Source organism: Arenicella xantha (genome assembly GCF_003315245.1).
In the GTDB taxonomy this organism is placed as follows: Bacteria; Pseudomonadota; Gammaproteobacteria; order Arenicellales; family Arenicellaceae; genus Arenicella; species Arenicella xantha.
In genome coordinates, this window is the sequence record NZ_QNRT01000010.1 from 1 (window position 1) to 21,464 (window position 21,464).

A 21,464-nucleotide genomic window follows, 5' to 3' on the forward strand; every position below is an offset into this window, starting at 1 on the left:
CTCTCAACCGATTTATGATCGAGTTTGAGGATCGACTAACTGACTATATTTAAATCCCAACCAATGGCATTTACACAGTTAGATTTACACTCTCTTAAGAGGGGCAGAAGCTTGCACCTCTTAGCTGCTTGGTTAGCTCAAAAACAGGCGGGCGTCGATTATGGTGTTTTCTTATGTTTCCATTTTGGAAGAAGTCTAGTCGCTCCCCCTGATGTCCAGTTTCCATTCGCTCGATATATATAAGTGCTTTTGAGATTACCTTGTGTAAGATAAACTCGGTCTCCATCCCTCCATCTATCTACGCTTTGATTTACCTCCGTCTTTATGATTATGCTCGCTTCAAAAAGAGAGCTAGCATCGTACGGTGAGCCATTTGCATCATGTGATACCTCTCTGGCAAAAACTATTAAAGGGATTGCAATTGCTAGTGCTGCCAGTGTTTTCTTATTCATCATGATCAATTATTTCCTTTTGTTGGGTTTATCTACGTACGTGAACTGCTTTCCACTGAATGAATTTTCAAACCTTTTTTGAGTCTTGCGTTGAACACTTTCAAAAATGTGTATTGGTGTTTTTTCGGCAAGATACTTGATGTAAGCCCCGATGTTCGTCCCACCAGGGTCCATTAAATCAGCAAGCATCAAATTTTCTAAAGCTTTCTCTATGTCGTAGCCTGTCGCTGTTGGTGCTGTTTCGTCACTGTAAGAAATCCCCAATGCTATTGCCGCGTCTATGTTCCCTTGATCCACTGCAGAGTTTAAATACGTCACCTTTCTTTCAAATAGTGATTCCAAATACTTTTTCTCTGAAATACTGCCTGGTTTATAACTATCGTTATAGTTTTCAATTTCCAGTGGAGTCGCTCGAAAAAAACTGAGCATCGCTTCAATATCGCCTCCTTCAGCTGCTTGTTCCAAGTATTTTGTGGATAACGCCAACTGTTCCTGAGTTATTCCTTTGCAAAGTTTGTAACCTTCATCCGCTCTTTCTATTGGTGATTCAAAGTGCTTGCTTATTGCCTCAGTATATTCGGTCTCTGTTTTAGGTTCGAGAGCACATATTTGCAGTAGCTCTCCCAGCTGATATGCGGCATTGAGATCACCTGCATCTGCAGAAGATTTGAGTTCATCGAATGCATCTGACAAGACCGCAGGAGAATCTCGATAAACCCCAATCTCTTGTATCTGATTTGATTTTTCCGAGTTTGAGTTACCATCTCCTATCGAATCGTTTTCTTGAAGTTTATTCTCATATTCTTCATCCGCCACAGCGGGGGGGGGGGAAGAATTCAAAATCACCTCGTCCGGAGTACTGGGCTTTGTAATTGATGAATTTTTTTCGAGTGTAGGTGACCCAGAAAAATTCTTTTGGTCAGTATTTGAGAAGAGGAAGCTTGCAGTTACACCAGCAACCAAAACAATAAAAGCAATTACAATAAGTCCTTTTTTCTTCAATTTAATCTCCTGATTTTATGCTGCTTGCAGCGGCATTATAATAATATAGAGTCGGGCTTCAATCAATTACTGTCCAATCGCCGTGTTTTTGATCAATTATCCACTTATCATTTTCTAATGCTAAAAGATGAATGTCGTCAGAGCACCCCTCTCTCTGACGGTCATTCACTGTCGCCTTATAACAATAAAATACTTGGTATTTGAAGCTAGTTACCTGATGGACACCTACAAGAGTAACCTGCATCGGCCACCGTTTAGTATTCCCTGATATTTTGATATTTTTCTTATTTAAGGCTTGGATTATTTTCGTCTGACAATGGTTGCTTGCCATGCGAATCAGGTGTACAAACGAACATCATCAAAGAACCTATCAATAAAACAATAACTTTCATTTCTCCCCCTAGATATTTTATTTAGAAGAAAACAATATACAAAAAAGCCCCGCGAGTAGCGAGGCTTTGAAATTGAATTCAGACCTTAGTCTTAATAGGAGTCAGGCGTCAGCCTTTTGCTCTTAGCAACTGTTTTACTCCATGGATCCGCTTGAAATTTTCGGAGCAATAATTTCAATAACAAAGGATAGTTACTCTCCGGCTAGTAACCCAATTATCTTCCAGCAAACAGTATCTGGAAAGTAAAGTCCCCCTAGAAAAGCCCCACTCCCTCGCTTGGGTCATAAACGCCGGCTTTAAATGGCCGAGAGCTCAACTCCTTTTTTACTAGTGTATGGCCATGCTAAAGCAGTTGTAGAGCTCCGGTGCTGCCATCTCACCAACGAACCTATCGCTTTACGGGTAACACTCCTCAGCAACAATGTGGTGTGAAAGAATACCAATCGAGAGCTCAACTTGATATGGCACCAGTTCATCACACAGTCGCGCAGTTCCGTTTTCGAATACTGAAAGATAAATTTTATACTTAGGGAGCGCTTCTATCAAAATATCGTTCGGAATAGGTTCAAAACAAACGTAAAAACGCCTGCTTGCTGACTTGATAGTACCGGCTTCAAACCCCTTAGAGCATTCAACAGCACCATAAGTACCGGGCATTGGTATAGAAGATGTAAATGCCAGCTTTGAATTCTCTGCAACTAATTCATTATAAGTACACGCCATAGACCATACCAAGGGAACCATCACTAACATCGACTTAAAAAACATAAGAATTTTTCTACGCATATTTCTGGCTGGGCTGAACTCTCTGTATTTCAACATGATCTGGGCTGACTTAGAACTGCTGCACAGCTAATAGTAGATGCATTCTGCGATGTTGACTCAAAACCATTTGATCTTACAAAATCTACTACACGCTGTTGCCCATATACTGCATTCGCTGCAAAACGATTGCCATAACTACGCACTAAACTATCAACTTGAAACACTCGTTGATGGCCTGTACCTTCCAAATGGCTCCCCTCACGTATAATTATAGCTGTCAGTCTACCAACGTCCGTTATGTTTGGGTTGACGTAAATTGTGTTTGGCCTTATGTCACGAACGATACCCCCCGCCCGAGGCGTTACTACTTAAAGAAAACCACCTAGTTAGGAAATAACTAGAACTAATAGCCCCAAAATTAACAGAATGAAGTCTTGTCGCAAGTCTCCCAATATATGCGCCGAGGGGAATTAAGTGACTCCCGGCGTCTGGCCCTAAAAAATACTTTTTGAAGAAGCGTAGAGCGGCTTTATTTCCCTTTTTTTAAGGCCTTGGACAATTTTCGTTGAAGATTATCCAGTGCCTTAAGGCTTCAAACTCTTATTTAGAATCTTTAAAAAATCTGTATCAAGAGAACCATCATCTAGGGGTCACTTGCGACTGAGTGCTAAAAACCACGTTAAGCTGCTAGACGTACTTCACGTTTTTAACGATAGCGCAACGACCCAAAAGCTCCTCGCAAATACAAAACCATGGCTATTCAGTTCAACAAATATGAGAGTTTGATCGCCTTAATGAGGCTGTTGCTGCCTCTGGCATGGGTAAGAATGAGTTTATACGTGCGACCATTGAAGCGGCCTGCAGGAAATAAGAGTAATACCGGTATTGGTACTACCCAACCAAAGCTTGTGTAGACGTAAATAAAATCACACAAATGACTTGAAACTCTCGAGTTCGCCCGCATACCGTTTCTATGCCTCTTCTTCTTATCCTATTCCTCTTTATCGGCATGCCGATACTCGAGATAAGTGCCCTTATCCGCGTCGCCGGCGTTATCGGTATTTTAAACACGGTTGGGTTTTCACTACTCACCGCCATGTTAGGCGCCTACTTGGTAAAACAGCAAGGCATTGCCACGCTGGCTAAATTGCAAGAAGAAGCTCAAGCCGGGCGAGTGCCAGCACAACAAATGGTTGAAGGCGTTGCTCTACTGGTAGCCGGCGCAGTGTTACTAACACCCGGTTTCATCACTGACATACTCGGATTTGCACTGTTAGTTCCGCCCATTCGAATCGCGATAGTCAACTGGGTTGCAAGAAGAGCCCTGGCTAACCAAACCGTGCGCTATGAGTTCCGGGGCAGTCAAACTCGCGCTTACGACAGCCGTTCCAACGATCATGGCAATGTCATAGATGGCGAGTACACTTCCCCATCTGACGACACAAAATAAATACCCGTATCGGGGTTGACTTTACAAGGTTCGTCCATATTATTAGCACTCCCTAGGGGCGAGTGCTAATTAAGCAGACCCCGCTTGTTTAACACTTAATTAACTATTTACTGGAGGCAAAACGAATGTCTATTCGTCCACTTCACGACCGCGTTCTTGTACGACGCAATGAAGAAGAAAAAACATCTGCTGGCGGCATCATTCTGACCGACTCAGCCAAAGAAAAACCAGTCCAAGGCGAGATCATCGCCGCTGGTAACGGAAAAATTTTAGAAAACGGTGATGTTCGACCATTGGACGTCAAAGTTGGCGACCAAGTTTTGTTCGGCAAATACGCTGGCACTGAAGTAAAAGTTGATGGCGAAGAACTACTTGTAATGCGCGAAGACGATATCGTCGGCGTTGTAGAGTAAATCACGCTTTATCCCTCACGCTGCGTTGTGAAAATTGCTGCTAGGGGCGCGTACATCAGTACGCTCCCGACTTATGCAATTTCCCGCCTTGCTTGAGAAAAATACTGGATCCTTTGCGGTCTAGAAAGTATAGAAATTTTTAAACGAATTAATTAGAGGAATTTGATATGTCAGCAAAAGACGTAAAATTCGGTGATGACGCACGGACCAAGATTTTGGCCGGTGTTAACATTTTAGCAGACGCCGTTAAAGTAACCCTTGGCCCTAAAGGCCGCAATGTGGTTCTTGATAAGTCATTCGGCGCGCCTACCATTACTAAAGATGGTGTGTCGGTTGCTAAAGAAATCGAACTTGAAGACAAGTTCGAAAACATGGGCGCACAATTGGTGAAAGAAGTTGCTTCAAAAACCAATGACGTAGCCGGTGACGGAACAACTACTGCCACTGTTTTAGCGCAAGCAATGGTTAAGGAAGGCTTGAAAGCCGTAGCAGCGGGCATGAACCCAATGGACCTTAAGCGCGGCATCGATAAAGCGGTTGTTTGTGCGGTTGAAGAGCTTAGAAAACTTTCTAAGCCATGTGAAAACGCTAAAGAAATCGCTCAAGTAGGCACCATTTCGGCTAACTCCGATGAGTCAGTCGGTAACATCATCGCTGAAGCCATGGACAAAGTGGGTAAAGAAGGTGTTATTACTGTTGAAGAAGGCCAAAGCTTAGAGAACGAGCTTGAAGTGGTTGAAGGCATGCAGTTCGACCGTGGCTACTTGTCACCGTACTTTGCTAACAAGCAAGACACCATGATCGCTGATCTGGAAAGCCCTCTTGTGTTGTTACATGACAAGAAAATTTCTAACATCCGTGACCTATTACCAACGCTAGAAGCCGTAGCTAAAGCCGGTCGTCCATTGTTGATCGTTGCTGAAGATGTTGAAGGCGAAGCACTAGCAACCTTGGTTGTTAACAACATTCGTGGCATCGTAAAAGTGTGTGCTGTTAAAGCACCAGGTTTTGGCGATCGTCGTAAAGCCATGCTAGAAGACATTGCTATCTTGACTGGTGGCCGTGTGATTTCAGAAGAAGTCGGCATGAGCCTTGAAACCATCACAATGGAAGACCTAGGTTCTGCTAAGCGTGTGCAAATCTCTAAAGAGAACACGACTATCATTGATGGTATGGGCGAAGCCAAGCAAATCGAAGATCGCGTTAATCAAATTCGCGCGCAAATCGAAGAATCAAGCTCTGATTACGACAAAGAGAAGATGCAAGAACGTGTTGCTAAACTCGCTGGCGGCGTTGCATTGATCAAAGTTGGTGCTGCGACTGAAGTCGAAATGAAAGAGAAGAAAGCTCGCGTTGAAGATGCATTGCATGCTACTCGTGCTGCTGTTGAAGAAGGCGTGGTACCTGGCGGCGGCGTCGCCTTGATCCGCACCTTGGCTGCAGTTGCTAAAGTAAAAGGCGACAACGCAGATCAAGACGCTGGTGTAAAAGCGATTGTTAAAGCGCTCGAAGCTCCTCTACGTCAAATCGTTTCTAACGGTGGTGACGATGCTTCAGTAGTACTTAATGAAGTTCGCAACCACAAAGGAACTTACGGTTACAACGCAGGTACTGGTGATTACGGCGACATGATTGAGATGGGTATTCTTGATCCAACTAAAGTTGCTCGCACAGCCTTACAGCACGCGGCGTCAATTGCCAGCATGATTATCACTACTGAAGTAATGATCACAGATGTACCGCAAGAAGCAGGCGCCGGAGGCGGCATGCCTGATATGGGCGGAATGGGCGGAATGGGCGGCATGATGTAAGCCGATCATTTACCGATCAAAAAAGAGCCTCGCTGAGCAATCAGCGGGGCTTTTTTTATTGTCAAACACCCTATTCAAAAATTCGAATTAGCGCTAACAGAACATTCTTAAAGTTTAAACAATATTTTTTGCGGCCTGACTGGTTATTTATAAATTGGGCAACGCGTCTTCCGCATGCACTGAGTAAATCGAAACGAAGCAAATTCTTCGAGCCTGTTATCTTACTAACCTTTTAAATGCCTTAAATTGTAGCAATATAATAAATTGCATTCTCAGTATTAGCAGCCGTGAGTAGGTAATGCTCTCTCCCCTTTGGCCCTTGACCGACCAAACATACTTGGAATTCTGCATCCTCAGAGAATGCTTCGGAGAATTTCTCCGTGAGCAGTGATGATATGTATAGATATTCATACTCCTCTTTTCCAAATGAATATGAACACGCTTGGCCTATCCAAGCTGAATCTTTATTAGCATCAATCAGCCATGCATATTCTTTCTTAAAGAAGTTGTCCGCGACAAGCGAATGCGATGCTAAAACAATTATATTCTTTGACGGCTTGAATAAAGCAGAACTGTGGAATGAGCCGAACTCTCCTGCTCATGAGAATAATAGGACTAAGGATATAGCCGTTAAAGATTTAGCCATATATATCGAGCGCCCACGCTGCAAAAAACGCTGAACCGGTTCCAATTTTAGGCCTGTTGTTCAATTTCAATTGATATTGGGACGCGGTACTTTTTATTATAAGAACCTGCAGGAAATGACGACCGAGGCTTTAAGTTAATTTTTCCTTGTTGTACGGAAACACCGGCAACCAAAGAGAATACGTCTTCGTATAGTTCTAGATCGATATGCGAGGTGAACTCTTTTCCTGATTTTTTGTCGCGGTAATATATATTAGCCCTTGAATCATTAGATCCGTTAGGTCTTATTTGATATGAGATTTTAACTTCGTATGATTTCGTTTCTTTATGTTTATGCAGAATTTCTAATTCTGTTTTTTTCTCAACAATCAGCGCCTTTACATCGTCAAGAATGTGACGCTGATTTTCGGAGCATATTAAGCTTAGTACTTTGAATGTATATTCTTCTACAAAATCCAGCAGCTCCACCTTGGTAAATTCATTTACTGTCTGCTTATCTATACCAACATCAAAATACTTGAACCAGCTTTCGGCTGATGCCTTTCTAGAAATACCAACATCATGCTCTTTCATCTCGGTCGTGAAATTCACATAGACATGGTCAAAACCGTCCAGAGCGAATTTTAATTCACGCAATTTTCGGGCAACCCTGGCCCCTATTGCGTGAGCGCTCTTTGGAATTTCAAAACTATTCTTAAAATCGCCTGCAGCAATTTCTTCCACATTTGAAAAGAATCTAATATCGAGTATTAATTTCTCCATAGCTAACTACTCCTCATGCCCAATGACCATACAACGGAGTGTAATCTTCTAACCCCAGACAATGAACGCTACCGCTATTAGACCAATAGGAATTAACAAGCGCAAAACCCATATTGCTTTATTTTGTATAGCACTGGCTTTTTCTTGTATCTGCTCGCTTCTGTCTTGTATTTTGTCTATACGTTCAAAGTTGGCTTTATTTAAATCAAAGAGCTGTTTCTGAATATCCAAAGACTCTCTTTGCATCAAAATTTGCGCTTCCTGATTTTCCAGAATTTTGTTAAGTACTTCTGACTGTTCCATTAACTATTAACCTCGTGGATATGCCGCCCTTAAACGCAAGCACGTATTGTCTGAACATTCGAACACACGCAGTACGCACTAGTTTAGAAATTGTAGAGACTTTCTCAATCCCAGTACACTGTGTAAAGATAGTAATCTAGTGCTGGTTCCGGTGCCAGTTTATGCTTCCCATAAGGCCAACCATCTGCACCAACACTATCCGCCTCCATTCCTTCGACCCACCCTTCAACCGCAAACTGAGAAGCAGATGAAATTACATGAATATTCTCCGCTGAAGGCCAACTTTCTTCATCATCTTGAGATTCCATCCAATCACCATGCAGCCCAACGTATACACCTTGCACATCGGGGCGAGATTCGATTTTTTTAAATCGAGCGTAAATATCTTTTATCGATGGTCGCCCATCTCCCCAGTTATTTGGTGCTATTGACCACTCGTCATCATTCTTATAAAAGTACTCATCCAAACTCACAACAGGGTCATGCTCAGCATCTTCGTTTTGCAAAGCGATTAATCTATCTAACAGTATTTGTTTTGCACTCATATTCTGTCTCTAACGTATGAAGTTGGAGCAAAGCTCCAACCCTAAGCACATGCGGGTAAAGTGGCTTCACTGTTGAACTCCCATTATTGCTCCAAAGACTCCAAGCACATGCATAGCCAGAAATGGCGCTGAGGAGAATAGATAGAGTATAGCCCTACGCGCCAACTACCGATATTCGTCTATATTGATTTTTCGACTATTGTCATTGGCTTTCTTGACTGCTGCGAGCATTGCGTCGAGCTGTCCACGACCGTACACACGCCCGTTCAGAATCACCGTTTCGATAGTACGCGTGTTGTTAATATCGACGAGTGGGTTCTTATTTAGAATTAGCATATCCGCACGTCTGCCGACTTCGATACTTCCGGCATTGCTGTTCATTAATTTGGCTGGGTTTAGCGTGGCAGAGGCTAAGGTTTGCGCGGGGCTCATACCACCATTGTGCAACGACTCTAATTCATCGTGTAGTGAGAAGCCAGGCACCACTAAGTTAGCGCCTGAGTCAGTGCCGGCGACAATCTTAACACCACGCCTTACCATTGCTTTTAACAGAATGTGATGTGCTTGCTCGCGAGCTTGCCAAAAAATATCATTCTTTTGGTAGTTTTTCGATGTGGCGTCACTCACCGCTTCAAATTGATTGTAAGTGGGCAACCAGCCAACTTTGTAGTCTTCAGAGTCTTTAGTTCCCTCAACAAGGCCGGGGTTGGCGTATTCGATTTGTACCGTTTTTAGCGCGGCCTCAAGGTCGCTGAATTGGTCGTGAATACTCTCCATAAACCACAATACCGAATTCACCGTAATGTCGTTAGCCAATATGGCATCGATAATTTCATCACTACGCGCTTCAACATGCGCATAGAAAGCGGCGCTGCCTTTGTCATTGATTGACCCGAACTCTCGAATCAGTACACGCACTATTTCCTCAATATGAGCAACTTCTGTTTGTTGCGTTACCGCAAGTTCAGACAACTCAAAACTTAAAGGGAAATGGCCGGTGGTTGGTATTCCTAATTTGGCGGCTACCTTATTCACAGCACGATAACTGGGCATATCAAGATGGTAGATTTTGATTGCGTCGTAACCTTGCTTAGCAAAGTCTCTTACCCTGCTTTTTGCATGCTCTACGTTGTGAGTATTTTTATGGAAGGTGATGACTTCATAAAAGGCACCTTCGAGCAGACCCATCGAATCTATTGGCGGTGATGACACAAACATACGCGGGCCAACACGCCCTTGCTCGATCTCTTCACGCAACTGTAAGCGCTCAGGCGGCCCACCCAAATCACGAATATGCGTAACGCCGTTGGCAACGTAAAGCAATAGGTCGTTGTGACTCTTCAAGACATGCGCATGTGAATCAACTAAGCCTGGGATGATATATTTACCACGCCCATCAATCTCCAATGCATTAACGGGTATAGAGCCGCCTACAGTAACCGAGGTGATCTCTCCGTTGTCTACTACCACGGTACGGTTAGGAAGCATCGTTTGGCCGTCTGGCGAGAGCACGTTGACGTCGGTAATAGCAGTAAGCTTCATCGGCAAAGCAAATTCCCTATGATCGACCACTTCAGTGTGGGCGCCATAGATAAAGCTGACACCATTTTTAAACCAAAGTAAATAAGCCGATGCCAGAAGTATGGTGCAAATTAATAGGCCAACCAGCCATTTCGAAAGTGTTTTTAACATGAGTAGAATCCATCGGTTATTGATGGCTCTATTTCAACACTCAAGCTCACCATGCGCGTCCAGCCTTATAAAACTAGACGTCCAAGATTATAGTTCTAGCGCGTTGCCCAGCAAAAATACCGTTCATGATTTTGACGGCAACTGTCGACGGTACGCGCTGGGGGTTAGCCCGGTGATCTTTTTGAAGATCGCATTGAAACTGCTTTTAGATGCAAACCCCGCGTCCAATGCTAGGTCAATCAATTTGCTTTCGCTGTTTTGGTCGAGTTGCTGACACACTTCAGCAACTCGGTATTCGTTGATAAAACGATTAAAATTTTTGCCGCCGTACTGATTTAGTGTTTCAGACAGATGGTGCACACTAACACCTACTTGTTCCGCAAGCGCTGCCAAGGTGAGTTCACTATTACGGTAAAGCGCCTGCTGTTGAACTCGATCTTGCACCAACCTCAACACGCTTGAACGAGTCTCCTGGTCTAATAAACCATCCGTTGGCGGTTTACTACTACTTTCCGCCGGTTGCTCGCTTTGCGTGGTGAGTTGCTGAATCTGAAACAGAGTCGGGTTTCGCCATTGCACAATGGCAATAAAGTAAACCATGATTACCAACAGGCAATCGGCCAAAACATTGACGATCGGCGCTCGACTAATAAAATAGAACAGTATCTTTAAGCCCCATATCGAAACCATGAAGGCGATCAAACTCCATAGCCACTTAAAAATATCTGGGTTGTACGATGATAGGGTTTGTTTCGCTTTAGTTTGGTAGCGGCTGACCATTCTTATCAAAAGCGTCGAGTAAACGACGGTTTGACCGTAAAAAACAACTTTTGTAAGGGTATGCTTTAACAATGTGGTGTCAGCCATTCGGACAAAGCTCAACGCCTTGCTAGGCGAGAACAGAATGTCATAATTGAGCAAATAGCATACGGCTAAGGGCAATAAATGCAGCGCATCGATGGGTTTCAACGATGAACTAGTAATGGCTGTTCGGCAATACAAATAGGTAAGGGCGCCATAACTGGCGGGCAAAAAAACAAAGAAGCCAATCAACCCTGTAAAACTACTTTCCCCTGCGGCAACGATTAGCGGCAAAACAAAGGTCGTCGCCATTAACAAACATTGTAACCCGAGCAATTTACTAGCGTAGTTAACCCGCTTATCGCTCACCAAAAGCGCGAATAGCAAAAAGCCCTGAAGCCCTCCAATGGCCAGTATTAAAGTCTGAGTTTGCGACATGGTGGGTTATGCAGACGTTGTAGTGCTAACGTTGAAACGCCTTAAATGCGTGGAATTCCCATTTTCTAATTGCCAAAACCATGCTGGTTCCGTGACGTGTACCAAACGGTTGCTTGCCGTCCTCTTTGCTTAGCTCGTCATAGTAATCACCAACGGCGTCGATGCGTTCGATGAGCTGCAAAATGGATTTTTCTGATAGGTCGCCAAGCTTAACGACACGCGTTGCATGATCACCAGTAAACGAACCGCTTAAGAAACGGTCTTGCGCTTCACGCCGAAAAAACTGTTCGATCGGCCCGTTGCGGTGCCAGGTGAAGTTACTGGAAATCAAAAGCTTAATTTTATTCTCCGGCAACAGTTCAATCATCTTCATGCGGTCAAGCTGCACTAAGCAACGAATGCATTCAGGCTCAGACAAGTTGTAGCGATGCAAAACATCGTGGATAGACCATTGATTGATCACACAGTACGCGACTAACAATAGTGGCGCGTCGGACACTAATTGCTTCTCATTTTCTAACGAGAGCTGCTCGATTTTTGGCGTTCGCGCTTCATGCTTTCTGACCAAGTCAGAGACTTCCAATCCTAATATTTCACAAATCCGATCCAACCGCTTCAACGAGAAATTTTTGGTTGAAAACATATGCTTAATAGTCGACTCCGATAACTCTAAACGATCCGCTAAATCCTTATAGTGAATCCCCTTGGAGCGAAGTTCAGATTTCAAAATATCGATGATGTGAGTTGAACGCGCCATGCTATGAGATCGTTAGTCAAATTAGTGCCAGAGAAGAGATTATAGTGTACTGACAAGTTTGCATAATCGAAAGTCGATGCTGGTAACAAAGCATGTTGACCTATAGCATGAGAAATGATGCGCATAGGAAATATCTAATCCGATTGACAACATCTAAGGCAAGTGTCTAATTAATAAGGGTATTTTCTGAAATACCCAACTTGACACTAATGTAGAAGGGTTGCAAAGTATAGAACGTAGTACAAAGCTTGCATCGATAACACAGGGTCAAATTAGATGCGAGAAGGGTCAAATAATAAAATGTAACTAGGTGACTGGGGATATTCGAACAACAAAGAGGTTGGTGATATGGCTGGTAGAGGAGTCAGCAGGGGCGGCATATGGCCGTTAGTTATAGTGGTTGTATTAGTCTTTTTAACTTCACCAGCTGTCGCACAAGATTCGACAGACGCACTAATCGGTTACTGGCGGCAAAATGGTGAGGCCGTATTTATGGAGATTTCCCAAACTGAATCAGGTTTCGAGGGAGTCATTGTTCGAGCTGATTGGACGCCCGGCCTAGTCGGATCAAAAGTCTATCCAATGCTGGCCTATAATGATGATCGTAAACGTTGGATTGGTCGCATGCTAGTGCCAGAGTCACAGCAAGTTGAGGACGTAGAACTGACACTTAAACGCAACAACAAAGAGTTGTGGTCAAAGACCTTGTCGGGACCACGTACTCGCGTTAAATGGAAACGCGCCACACCAGAAGAGGTTAATTAAGCGCGCGCCGATTGCCGTAACAAACTGCCTAGACTCACAGCCGAACTGTAATCAAGCTGCCGTCATGCTATAGCCAATCTTCCTCGGACTGTTCAGTGTTCTTCATCATTGGCGCGCCAACCATACGTCCGTTGCGGGTCTTCAAGTTAGCTTGTACTTTAGACACCGTACGTTCGCGCCAAATAATCGCGATACCCGATAATATAGTAATCATTGAGCCGATCAGAACCCATTGGTCGACTGATTCACCAAAGAACATATAACCAAAGATTATTGCCCAGACTATTTGACTGTATTGCATGGGCGCCACAAACGCCGCCGGAGCATTACGATACCCAGTTAGAACTGAATATTGTCCAAGTAAACCCAACGCACCAACCAAGAACATTAAACCTAAATCCGTTACCGGCATGGGCTGATAGACAAACGGTAGAGCGATACCCGAAACCATAATCGTGGCCAACAATGGGAACATAATCATTGTTGCCATGTTCTCGGTTCCGCCTATTTTGCGTGAGATGACCGAGGTTCCAGCGCCACAAAAGGCCCCTGCAAGTGCTGCCATGTGGCCAACTTGAATCGAATCCACGGATGGGCGCAACACAACAATCACGCCCACTAAACCCATGATAATCGCGATCCAACGAAACAAAGCAATTTTCTCGCCTAGGAAAAATATCGCTAGCACCGAAATAATCAGCGGCGTACAAAACAATAATACGTAGGCTTCAACCATAGGCAGCGTTGAAAATGCCCAAAACGACAGGCATAAGGATGCCACATGTAGAAATGCTCGAGTAGCGAGCAGCACTGGGTTAGTCGGCGATAATGATAGGCGTTTAGAGCTGATAATGCGCGCAATTGAAAATGGCACGTAGCTGAACAACATCGCAAAAAACACAATCTGAAAGACGTGATAGTCCTTAAGATGTTTGACCACCGCATCATGGCTCGAATATACGGCATAACCGAATAATGCGAAAAGAAGCCCGAATCCGATGGTCGGATTTTCGTGCGAAGAAGGTTTGTCTGTCATAACTTATACACCAATGCTCACAACGCCAGAGTGTTCATAGCGGCGGCTCGGTTCAGGGTTGTTGGGCCCAACGAAACTTAAATAGAAAAGCTTAAATTGAAAAACTGCATCAAAACTGAGATTGCAAAAATGCCGTCGCAACAACGGCTTTGAGACTACATTCTAAACCCGTTGCGATTTACATCATCGATTGTAGATAATTTTGTTCGCCCACTTTATGGAACAACTCGATTTGAGTCTCCAGCCAATCGTAATGCTCTTCTTCGCTTTCTAGAATAGATGAAAAAATTCCTCGAGACACAAAGTCTGACACGGTTTCACAATACGCAATCGCTTCTTTAAGCAGTGGAATCGCTTCTTCTTCTAAGCGTAAGTCGCATTGCAGCATTTCCAATACGTTTTGCCCAATATAGAGCTTACCAATGTCTTGTAAATTTGGCAGGCCCTCGATCATCAAGATGCGCTCGATCAACATGTCGGCGTGTTTCATCTCATCGATCGATTCTTCGTATTCTTTGGCGTTAAGTTTCTCTAAACCCCAATTCTTGTACATCCGCGCATGCAAGAAATACTGGTTGATGGCTGACAATTCATTTTTGAGAGCCTTATTTAAGAATTCGATTACAGTAGCGTCGCCTTTCATTTGAACGGTCCGAGAGATGTGAGTGAGAATGTAATAGTTCAAAAAATCTTAGCATAAATTACACTAAGATGTGCTGGAACGTACCAGGATGTAATAGCTCGATCAGCGCTGGGCTTTGAGCTTGTCAATTAGCGGTATGCGGGCGCACCAAGGAAGATTTCGTTACGGTGTTTATGCACTTCAGTTTGAAGTTTCTTTTCCATCACCTGTTTCACTTCACAAGTACACGCACCACACACGGTGCTCACTTCAAGGTGTGCTTGCATCGCATCAAAGGATGTTACACCTTGATCGACGGCGTTACGTATTTGGTGGTCTGTGACCGATTTACATAAGCAAACAAACATAGCGGTACTGTTTAGTTGGAGACTTTAACGAATATACAGCCAATGTATCAGGCCTGAATGCCAATGTAAATGAGAATCAGTCTTATTTACATTAAGTTAATCGGGCTTTAGTTCTCGCAATTCGGCTATCTGCTCTGCTAACCGATGCATCTCAGCTTGGTAGCGTGCAACCGCGTCCAGATCATCTTGCTGTTGAGCTAAGGCAATAGCTTCAAGCACTTTGGTGTACTCACTCATTAACGCCAGAATTGGTGATTGCTCTAACGGTGTATCCATATATCGTAGTCCGGTGGTCAGTCAGATCCTCGCTCGGTGCACCTCATCACAAAAAATAGTTGGCAGACAGAGCACTACGTCGATAGTACCCCGATTCACGTAACTTGTCATATGTTAAACAAAAGACCGAAACCTAATTCCGTAGCGCGAGCTCTACCAAGTAAGCAAATGCTAGCGGGGAATACTAAAAAACAGGGAAGGGAATGTCGCGGCTTCAGGAATATTGGCGTCCACAATCCTTGGACAAAATTTGGACTCGCGTCAAACACTGAGTGGGTACCGGCACTCAGTGTTTGCGCTTGCGCTTTAGTGATCTATTTCGATGGTGCCACTCATTGTCTCAAGATCAACTGAACCTTTGCCCTTACCAATTTTGAATTCAAGGGATCCGGAGAACGACATAAAACTGGTGCTTTTATCCTCGGTAATTCGATTTCGTACATCGCCGCCGGGGCCAGTCTCGATTTCGAACGTCGCATTTAAGTCTTTATTAAGAAACTGAACATCAATATTACCGCTCACGGTATCAGCATCTAACTCACCACCTTCTTTCATTTCAAACACCAAGTCGATGTCGCCTGACACAGAGGAAAGTTGGACGCGATCAGATTGCCCGATCGAAGCATCAATACTGCCTGAGACTGATTGCGCCTCGAAGTATTCTGCCTCAACCTTGGCGGCAATATCACCACTCACTGACGACAGATTGATTCGGCCCTGTGCATCAATAACTTCAATATCACCACTGACCGATTCGAGTTCGATTTTTCCGCGCCCGCCTTTTAAGGTAATGTCGCCACTCATCGAGCTCGCATCGACCTTACCATTCATGCCGGTTATTACGAATGAGCTGGATGCACCTTCAATATTAATCGCGCTGTCGCGTGGCGCATAGACTACCAATTTGGCATATCCACCACCTCTACGCCCGCCCCAAAAGCCGTGCTTCGATTCAACTTCTATTTTGGTTTGGCTGCCAGAAGTTTTAAACACAAATTCTTCCGCATTAGGTATGTCGCCTTTAACGCGAATTTCAGACTTATCCCAACCTTCGACCAAGACTTTACCTTCAATCACTTCGATCCGGATGTCACCATCCGCGTCGGCGGTTAATGTTTTGTCGATCTGTTCAGCCTGGGCGTCGAACGCCGCGGCGAATAGAATCAGCGCTAATAATGTTTTCATAGTGATACCTCTCTAGATGGCGAGCCACCTTGTTTTTTAAATTTGTTTAGCATGTTGAGCTCTTGCTGATAAGTACGTGCCAACATGGTTGAATAGTTCTTATTGGTTGGCTCCGCCAAAATAGCCTGCTTGAGCTCCAGCGATGCCTGATCAATGGTCAACAACACCGAACGAACTTCAGCCGCGACGCCAGGGTCGATAGGGCCATGTTCTCCCGCCAACATGTCAACAAACTGCGCTCGAACATGTGCGTGCTGCTGATCAATCAAACTTATTTGGCTTTTCTGAAATTCGACATAACTGGCTTGCAGTTCGTAGGTCGCTTGTGATCGTTGAAACGACATGGCAGACATCACAAATGCGCCAAAGGCCATTAACATGCAAGCCGCCAACGACATCGGCCCCCATGGCACAGAGCGCGCTTTAGACGTACTCGATGCAACTGCGTGATCCTCATTGGTTTCTGGCATTACTTCAGGTTTGCCAGAAAAGCGAATGTTTGAATGAATGTCTGGCCAGAGATCACGCTCAGGCTGAACATCCCAGTCAAGGGCTTCAAGCGCTTGCTTAGCTGAATTGTCGTTCATTGATTTGATCATAATTACTTAACTCGCTTGGGCCTGAGCGCGCTTGTTTAAGTACGCTTTGGCTCGGTGTAAATGGGTTTTTGATGTTCCAATCGCCATGCCGGTTAACTCGGATATTTCATTATGTTGATAGCCAAGATACTCATACAAAATCAACACAACGCGAGCTTGCTCGGATAAGCCCTTCAAGGCTTTCTCAATATCACCAACATAGTTCTCAGTATGCTGAGTTCCCAATAACTCTTCGTGTGCATGATCTTCAAAATTCTCTTCTTGCCACTTTGCATGTTTACGCATGTGACCAATAACTACATTACTGGTGAGACGATACAGCCAACTACCAAAGGCACTATCGCCACGAAAACTACCGAGCTTTTGCCAGGCTCGAATAAACGCCTCTTGCGTCAAATCTTCAGCCAACTCTTTCTGTCCACACATCCGCCTACACAGGGCGTAAACCTTCCCCACATTATCGCGGTATAGCTTCTCGTAGGCTGTCTGGTCGCCGTTTTTACTACGTAAGACCAGTTGCTGCTCGGCTGATTGCAAAACTAAACTCTCATATGTTTAGAAGTAAGACGTGATCTGTTAGCGAAAGGTTTACACAGGCTATCAAAAAACCACAAAAAAAGGCGGTGTTCCTGAGAACACCGCCAAATCCAAGGCCAAAGAAAATATGACAGTGTCACATTAACTGAGGGCCACCTAGATAAACACTATTAGTTATCGTGCTTAGTGATACCAGCCGCGATGACCGACAAAGACCGCGGTAGTCATAGCGGGTACCGAAAACACTCCCTGCTGATACCGCGATTGTCGAGTCGGAGCATCAATTGACCAGCGCTGCGTAGGATGCAAAAAGTAATATCGTGCATCCAACTCCGCGTTGCCGAACTCTATGCTTTGATTACTGCCGTTGAACAATACAACGACTTCGCGACGCCACCATGAGGAGTCATCTTTCAATCGCATCACAATCAAGCCTGGTGTTTGTGACGGCCCGGTATTCATAAAGCTCACCTGCTCGACAATGCTGTCTCTGTCACGCAAACGAAACAATGAAGAACTGTAACGAATATTCAACAGCTCACGAAAATAACGACTCGACTGATACTGTAACCACGGTGTTGGTTTAAGGTCTGGGTTTGCCAGCAAGGGCGCCATAATGCTCCACTTGTCTTCATTCTTCTCAGCAATTGGTAGCCCCTTACCCCAACCCGATTCGTTGAAGGTCCAGTCAATCGCATTGAACCAGTCGCCCGAATTGTAACTATCTCGGTCCATCGATTTAGAACGTAGAAATTCCTGACCCGCATGAATAAACGGGATTCCTTGCCCTAACATCACTAACGAAGTGCTAAAGTTTTGCATCCGCGCGCGATCAGCTATCGTGGCTGACGCCGGTGCTTTGAGCTGAATCCCATCGAGCAAGGTTTCATTATCATGCGCCGCGATGTAGGCAATCTGTTCTTGTGGATCTTCGGTATAGCCAGTCGGCAGCCCTGAGTAATCTATTTCAGACGCGGACAAAACCTCGCCGGTATGCGTTTCAAACGCATAATCTTTTAAGCCTCCAGTCAGACTGCTGCGAGTACGATCAGCCAGCACCATCAGCTCGCTGAATCGATCATCTCCGAAACCGTTCGGGTTTGTGTGCAAGCCGGTTCCGAAACCTTGATCGCGATAACCACCAAACGGATTGCCACCGCGTATCGCATCACGACCGCGATCATCGAAAGAACCGATACCGGTTCCAGCCATGTTCAGTTGAGTCGCTTGTTCAAAACGTGCGTTGTTAGCCACCTCGCCGAAGTTCCAGCCTTCGCCATAGAGGTAAATACTCTTACCATCGACTCCGTCATCGGCCATCGTTAACGCATCGAGCGCGGCACGCACCGCGAGAATATTCTGTTTGCTGTGATGCCCCATGATGTCAAAACGAAAGCCGTCAACTTTGTAGGCTTTAGCCCAGACCAGCAAAGAATCGATCATCAGCTTTTCCATCATCCGATGCTCGGTAGCGGTGTTGGCGCAACAAGTACTCATCTCCAAGTCGCCATCAGCGTTGTAGCGATGGTAGTACTGCGGCACAATTTTATCTAACACCGACTGGTCAAACTGACCAAATGAAGAAGTGTGGTTATACACCACATCCATCACCACTCTCAGGCCTCGACGATTTAGGTTCTTGACCATCTCGCGAAACTCAACGATCCGCTGCACACCATCAGGATCAGTACTGTAGCTACCTTCCGGCACGTTGAAATGCAGCGGGTCATAGCCCCAATTGAAACCATCCTGATTTTGTACATCAGCGACCGCTTGTTGCTGAACCGCCGAATCAGGCGCATACGCGCTTAAATCGTCAGCAATGGCGACCTGTTGATCTCGATTTTCATCCACTGACGCAATATCAAATGCTGGTAACAAGTGAATGTGTGACAAACCAGCATTCGCCAATTGGCGTAAGTGACGCATGCCGCGACTGCGATTACGAGTAAATGCTTTAAACGTTCCGCGCTCGGCAGCAGCAACAGATTCATCACTAATACTGAAGTCACGCACGTGCAGTTCATAGATCGTTATGTCTTCAGGCGCACGCAATCGCGGCTTAGCTAAATGATTCCAACCGCGTGGTTTTAGATCTGAATCAGCCAAGTCAACAAACTGACTCAAACGACTATTCTCAGCAAGACTTAAAGAATAAGGATCGGTCACGTCGTTAACTTCTATCGCTCTGGTGATTTTGGTGTAAACGGTTACGCGATACTGATAAAACTTTCGATTCCAGTCGCCGATATCGGTGGCTGACCAAACTCCGGTTTCGCTGTTTTCGGTCATTGGTAGAATCTGACTCGGTTCAGTCTGCTCACTGGAATCAAATAGCAACAGCTCGACATTCTGCGCGGTAGGCGCCCACACATGTGCTGCCACACTATGCTCATTAACCACCGGACCTAGCTGGCCGTCATACTGAAATAATGCATCTAACGCGCCTGGGGTTTGGATACTGGTGGCATCTTTAAGATTCCCTTGCGCATCCATCACCGAGATTGCTAACTGCGATTTCAATAGTTGACGACGTGTAGTGTCATCAAGGGTCGCGATACTAAACGCCGAGTAAGCTGAGAGGTGACGAAACTTTTCTTGTACCGCGGGGCTTAATGAGCCCGCAACCAGAACCGGATAATCACTGCCGCCGGTCACACCGTCGGGGGTCAGAGCCAGACTCGCGTCCGCACTGGCGTGCAACACCAGCACGTCGCCATCGGCTATCGGTGTATCCCAAGCGATAGTATTCGCATCGAGCCAATGCGCTCGCGCAGTTGCAAGATCCCCAGCCGGCGCGCCGCCTACTGTAATGCTGAGCTTATTGCTGGCCGAATCAAAACTGAAATACATTGCGGCGTTATCGTGAGGCACGGTAAACGCAATATTGGCTCCATTTGGATAGCCACCGTCGCCATAGTTTTCATCCCAACTCTGATTGATCGTTACCTTTGCTTGATAATCACCGGCGGTTATTGCGGTCGAAATCAGCGTATAGACACCATCACCATCAGGGTCCTTTAGCCAAGAATTTAGGCAATCAGGCTGCCAGTTACCACTGCAACCTAGTGCCTGCTGGAAGTCTCCAGCCGCAATCGCGATACGCGCACTGAGGCTATCTGTGACCCAATGGCTTGCATGATCATAATAGAAACTAACGTCGCTAGGCACGTCCAAAGATAGCTGCAAATTCGGGCCGTTGCGAGCCGCATTTTGTCCATAGTTTTCATCCCAACTATTATTCAGAGCCGCCTTATATTCATACGCCCCAGCGCTCAAGCTAAAGGTCGCTTGCCACACATCTGCCGTTGCATTGAGTGTAAGGTATGTGGCTGAACAATCTGGCTGCCAGTCGCCAGAGCAGCCTAGGCTGGCTTGAAAACTTCCGGGTATGGCGACCACAGTTGGGTCTGGTGTGTCGGCGCTAAAACCAAGCGGCGCGGTTACCATAGCGCCGACAAAGAAAGTACTCGCAAGCACTGTTTTGCAGGCGCTCAATGTGCGTAGTGTAAAAGAACGCTCGATCGGAGCGGTAGCCGTCGAAGCGGTGTCCATCAAAGTGGTATCCATGGGGGTATCCTCAATCAGTAGGGTAAAGTTCTGCCTCGTTAAAGTCGGCGGACTTCTTGTTATGGTGACTCCCTTTGCTCAACAGCGCTGCCGTAACCCAGCAGTCTCATTTGTACAAGCTAGGCCATTGTCAGCTAACTGATCACAAATTTAAATTGAATACGTATGCAGGAACAATCAGTGCCTCGGTGCACCTCCTAGACTATGCATTGAAATCGAGTTTGAACATATAAAGCGGAAAAAAGGGGAGCAACACCTTTTACGTGTTACTCCCCTCA

The 21,464-nt window shown here is 45.2% G+C and carries 21 protein-coding genes; 5 read left to right on the forward strand and 16 right to left on the reverse strand.

What is annotated here, in order from left to right; translation table 11 throughout:
* Nucleotides 1-461: 461 nt before the first annotated feature.
* Together DFR28_RS18675 and DFR28_RS18685 are read right to left on the reverse strand one after the other, a co-directional pair.
* Nucleotides 462-1,454: an SEL1-like repeat protein gene (locus tag DFR28_RS18675; RefSeq protein ID WP_113955924.1), complete on the reverse strand. Its 993-nt coding sequence runs from the start codon at nucleotides 1,452-1,454 to the stop codon at nucleotides 462-464.
* Between the two features lie 788 nt (nucleotides 1,455-2,242).
* A complete protein-coding gene (locus DFR28_RS18685) occupies nucleotides 2,243-2,632 on the reverse strand; it encodes a hypothetical protein (RefSeq protein WP_147251065.1) in 390 nt (129 codons plus the stop codon).
* 952 nt (nucleotides 2,633-3,584) lie between these two features.
* Between DFR28_RS18685 and DFR28_RS18690 the strand changes: the two genes are divergently transcribed.
* The 4 genes from DFR28_RS18690 (at nucleotide 3,585) to DFR28_RS19600 (ending at nucleotide 6,965) form a co-directional block, all read left to right on the forward strand.
* Nucleotides 3,585-4,061, forward strand: coding sequence for an FxsA family protein (locus DFR28_RS18690; RefSeq protein ID WP_113955927.1), 477 nt, complete (start codon nucleotides 3,585-3,587; stop codon nucleotides 4,059-4,061).
* 125 nt (nucleotides 4,062-4,186) lie between these two features.
* Complete coding sequence (groES, locus tag DFR28_RS18695) at nucleotides 4,187-4,474, forward strand: co-chaperone GroES (protein ID WP_113955928.1); 288 nt, start codon at nucleotides 4,187-4,189, stop codon at nucleotides 4,472-4,474.
* Nucleotides 4,475-4,641: 167 nt separating this feature from the next.
* Nucleotides 4,642-6,285 carry a chaperonin GroEL gene (gene groL / locus DFR28_RS18700; protein WP_113955929.1) on the forward strand — a complete coding sequence of 548 codons (1,644 nt, stop codon included), beginning with the start codon at nucleotides 4,642-4,644 and terminating at the stop codon, nucleotides 6,283-6,285.
* A 380-nt stretch (nucleotides 6,286-6,665) separates the two neighbouring features.
* Nucleotides 6,666-6,965 carry a hypothetical protein gene (locus DFR28_RS19600; RefSeq protein WP_147251066.1) on the forward strand — a complete coding sequence of 100 codons (300 nt, stop codon included), beginning with the start codon at nucleotides 6,666-6,668 and terminating at the stop codon, nucleotides 6,963-6,965.
* Between the two features lie 13 nt (nucleotides 6,966-6,978).
* Here the strand turns inward: DFR28_RS19600 and DFR28_RS18705 are convergent, their stop codons facing one another.
* From DFR28_RS18705 to DFR28_RS18730, 6 genes are all read right to left on the reverse strand, one after another.
* Nucleotides 6,979-7,692, reverse strand: coding sequence for a hypothetical protein (locus tag DFR28_RS18705; RefSeq protein ID WP_113955930.1), 714 nt, complete (start codon nucleotides 7,690-7,692; stop codon nucleotides 6,979-6,981).
* Between the two features lie 48 nt (nucleotides 7,693-7,740).
* The gene (locus DFR28_RS18710) at nucleotides 7,741-7,995 is read right to left on the reverse strand and encodes a hypothetical protein (RefSeq protein ID WP_113955931.1); all 255 of its coding nucleotides are present in this window, start codon (nucleotides 7,993-7,995) and stop codon (nucleotides 7,741-7,743) included.
* Between the two features lie 104 nt (nucleotides 7,996-8,099).
* Complete coding sequence (locus DFR28_RS18715; RefSeq protein WP_113955932.1) at nucleotides 8,100-8,540, reverse strand: hypothetical protein; 441 nt, start codon at nucleotides 8,538-8,540, stop codon at nucleotides 8,100-8,102.
* A gap of 165 nt (nucleotides 8,541-8,705) precedes the next feature.
* Entirely contained in the window at nucleotides 8,706-10,232 is a 1,527-nt protein-coding gene (locus tag DFR28_RS18720) for an amidohydrolase family protein (RefSeq protein ID WP_113955933.1), read from the reverse strand.
* A 123-nt stretch (nucleotides 10,233-10,355) separates the two neighbouring features.
* Nucleotides 10,356-11,471: a helix-turn-helix domain-containing protein gene (locus DFR28_RS18725; protein WP_113955934.1), complete on the reverse strand. Its 1,116-nt coding sequence runs from the start codon at nucleotides 11,469-11,471 to the stop codon at nucleotides 10,356-10,358.
* 25 nt (nucleotides 11,472-11,496) lie between these two features.
* Nucleotides 11,497-12,228 (reverse strand): helix-turn-helix domain-containing protein, encoded by a 732-nt coding sequence (locus DFR28_RS18730; RefSeq protein WP_113955935.1) that lies wholly within the window; start codon nucleotides 12,226-12,228, stop codon nucleotides 11,497-11,499.
* Nucleotides 12,229-12,576: 348 nt separating this feature from the next.
* On the opposite strand from DFR28_RS18730, the gene DFR28_RS18735 reads away from it, so the two are divergent.
* A complete protein-coding gene (locus tag DFR28_RS18735; RefSeq protein ID WP_113955936.1) occupies nucleotides 12,577-12,993 on the forward strand; it encodes a hypothetical protein in 417 nt (138 codons plus the stop codon).
* A gap of 67 nt (nucleotides 12,994-13,060) precedes the next feature.
* Here the strand turns inward: DFR28_RS18735 and DFR28_RS18740 are convergent, their stop codons facing one another.
* From DFR28_RS18740 to pulA, 8 genes are all read right to left on the reverse strand, one after another.
* A complete protein-coding gene (locus DFR28_RS18740) occupies nucleotides 13,061-14,029 on the reverse strand; it encodes a DMT family transporter (protein WP_113955937.1) in 969 nt (322 codons plus the stop codon).
* 178 nt (nucleotides 14,030-14,207) lie between these two features.
* Nucleotides 14,208-14,672 (reverse strand): bacterioferritin, encoded by a 465-nt coding sequence (gene bfr, locus DFR28_RS18745; RefSeq protein WP_113955938.1) that lies wholly within the window; start codon nucleotides 14,670-14,672, stop codon nucleotides 14,208-14,210.
* Between the two features lie 128 nt (nucleotides 14,673-14,800).
* The gene (locus DFR28_RS18750; RefSeq protein WP_113955939.1) at nucleotides 14,801-15,019 is read right to left on the reverse strand and encodes a (2Fe-2S)-binding protein; all 219 of its coding nucleotides are present in this window, start codon (nucleotides 15,017-15,019) and stop codon (nucleotides 14,801-14,803) included.
* Between the two features lie 96 nt (nucleotides 15,020-15,115).
* Entirely contained in the window at nucleotides 15,116-15,295 is a 180-nt protein-coding gene (locus tag DFR28_RS18755) for a hypothetical protein (RefSeq protein WP_113955940.1), read from the reverse strand.
* A gap of 306 nt (nucleotides 15,296-15,601) precedes the next feature.
* Nucleotides 15,602-16,480 carry a DUF4097 family beta strand repeat-containing protein gene (locus DFR28_RS18760; RefSeq protein WP_113955941.1) on the reverse strand — a complete coding sequence of 293 codons (879 nt, stop codon included), beginning with the start codon at nucleotides 16,478-16,480 and terminating at the stop codon, nucleotides 15,602-15,604.
* On the reverse strand, nucleotides 16,477-17,067 hold the full coding sequence (locus tag DFR28_RS18765; protein ID WP_147251067.1) for a hypothetical protein: 591 nt from the start codon (nucleotides 17,065-17,067) through the stop codon (nucleotides 16,477-16,479). Before DFR28_RS18765 ends, DFR28_RS18760 begins: the two co-directional genes overlap by 4 nt.
* Before the next feature lie 18 nt (nucleotides 17,068-17,085).
* A complete protein-coding gene (locus DFR28_RS18770; protein WP_113955943.1) occupies nucleotides 17,086-17,616 on the reverse strand; it encodes an RNA polymerase sigma factor in 531 nt (176 codons plus the stop codon).
* Nucleotides 17,617-17,799: 183 nt separating this feature from the next.
* On the reverse strand, nucleotides 17,800-21,186 hold the full coding sequence (gene pulA, locus DFR28_RS18775; protein WP_113955944.1) for a pullulanase-type alpha-1,6-glucosidase: 3,387 nt from the start codon (nucleotides 21,184-21,186) through the stop codon (nucleotides 17,800-17,802).
* Nucleotides 21,187-21,464 lie beyond the last annotated feature (278 nt).

Excerpts from the sequence above, each read along its gene's own strand:
- groES (WP_113955928.1), top strand. The coding sequence starts at position 4,187 with ATGTCTATTCGTCCACTTCACGACCGCGTTCTTGTACGACGCAATGAA.
- DFR28_RS18720 (WP_113955933.1), bottom strand. The coding sequence starts at position 10,232 with ATGTTAAAAACACTTTCGAAATGGCTGGTTGGCCTATTAATTTGCACC.
- DFR28_RS18760 (WP_113955941.1), bottom strand. The coding sequence starts at position 16,480 with ATGAAAACATTATTAGCGCTGATTCTATTCGCCGCGGCGTTCGACGCC.
- DFR28_RS18755 (WP_113955940.1), bottom strand. The coding sequence starts at position 15,295 with ATGGATACACCGTTAGAGCAATCACCAATTCTGGCGTTAATGAGTGAG.
- DFR28_RS18735 (WP_113955936.1), top strand. The coding sequence starts at position 12,577 with ATGGCTGGTAGAGGAGTCAGCAGGGGCGGCATATGGCCGTTAGTTATA.
- groL (WP_113955929.1), top strand. The coding sequence starts at position 4,642 with ATGTCAGCAAAAGACGTAAAATTCGGTGATGACGCACGGACCAAGATT.
- DFR28_RS18765 (WP_147251067.1), bottom strand. The coding sequence starts at position 17,067 with ATGAACGACAATTCAGCTAAGCAAGCGCTTGAAGCCCTTGACTGGGAT.
- DFR28_RS18750 (WP_113955939.1), bottom strand. The coding sequence starts at position 15,019 with ATGTTTGTTTGCTTATGTAAATCGGTCACAGACCACCAAATACGTAAC.
- DFR28_RS18685 (WP_147251065.1), bottom strand. The coding sequence starts at position 2,632 with ATGCGTAGAAAAATTCTTATGTTTTTTAAGTCGATGTTAGTGATGGTT.
- DFR28_RS18705 (WP_113955930.1), bottom strand. The coding sequence starts at position 7,692 with ATGGAGAAATTAATACTCGATATTAGATTCTTTTCAAATGTGGAAGAA.
- DFR28_RS18730 (WP_113955935.1), bottom strand. The coding sequence starts at position 12,228 with ATGGCGCGTTCAACTCACATCATCGATATTTTGAAATCTGAACTTCGC.
- bfr (WP_113955938.1), bottom strand. The coding sequence starts at position 14,672 with ATGAAAGGCGACGCTACTGTAATCGAATTCTTAAATAAGGCTCTCAAA.
- DFR28_RS18740 (WP_113955937.1), bottom strand. The coding sequence starts at position 14,029 with ATGACAGACAAACCTTCTTCGCACGAAAATCCGACCATCGGATTCGGG.
- DFR28_RS18710 (WP_113955931.1), bottom strand. The coding sequence starts at position 7,995 with ATGGAACAGTCAGAAGTACTTAACAAAATTCTGGAAAATCAGGAAGCG.
- pulA (WP_113955944.1), bottom strand. The coding sequence starts at position 21,186 with ATGGATACCACTTTGATGGACACCGCTTCGACGGCTACCGCTCCGATC.
- DFR28_RS18690 (WP_113955927.1), top strand. The coding sequence starts at position 3,585 with ATGCCTCTTCTTCTTATCCTATTCCTCTTTATCGGCATGCCGATACTC.
- DFR28_RS18725 (WP_113955934.1), bottom strand. The coding sequence starts at position 11,471 with ATGTCGCAAACTCAGACTTTAATACTGGCCATTGGAGGGCTTCAGGGC.
- DFR28_RS18715 (WP_113955932.1), bottom strand. The coding sequence starts at position 8,540 with ATGAGTGCAAAACAAATACTGTTAGATAGATTAATCGCTTTGCAAAAC.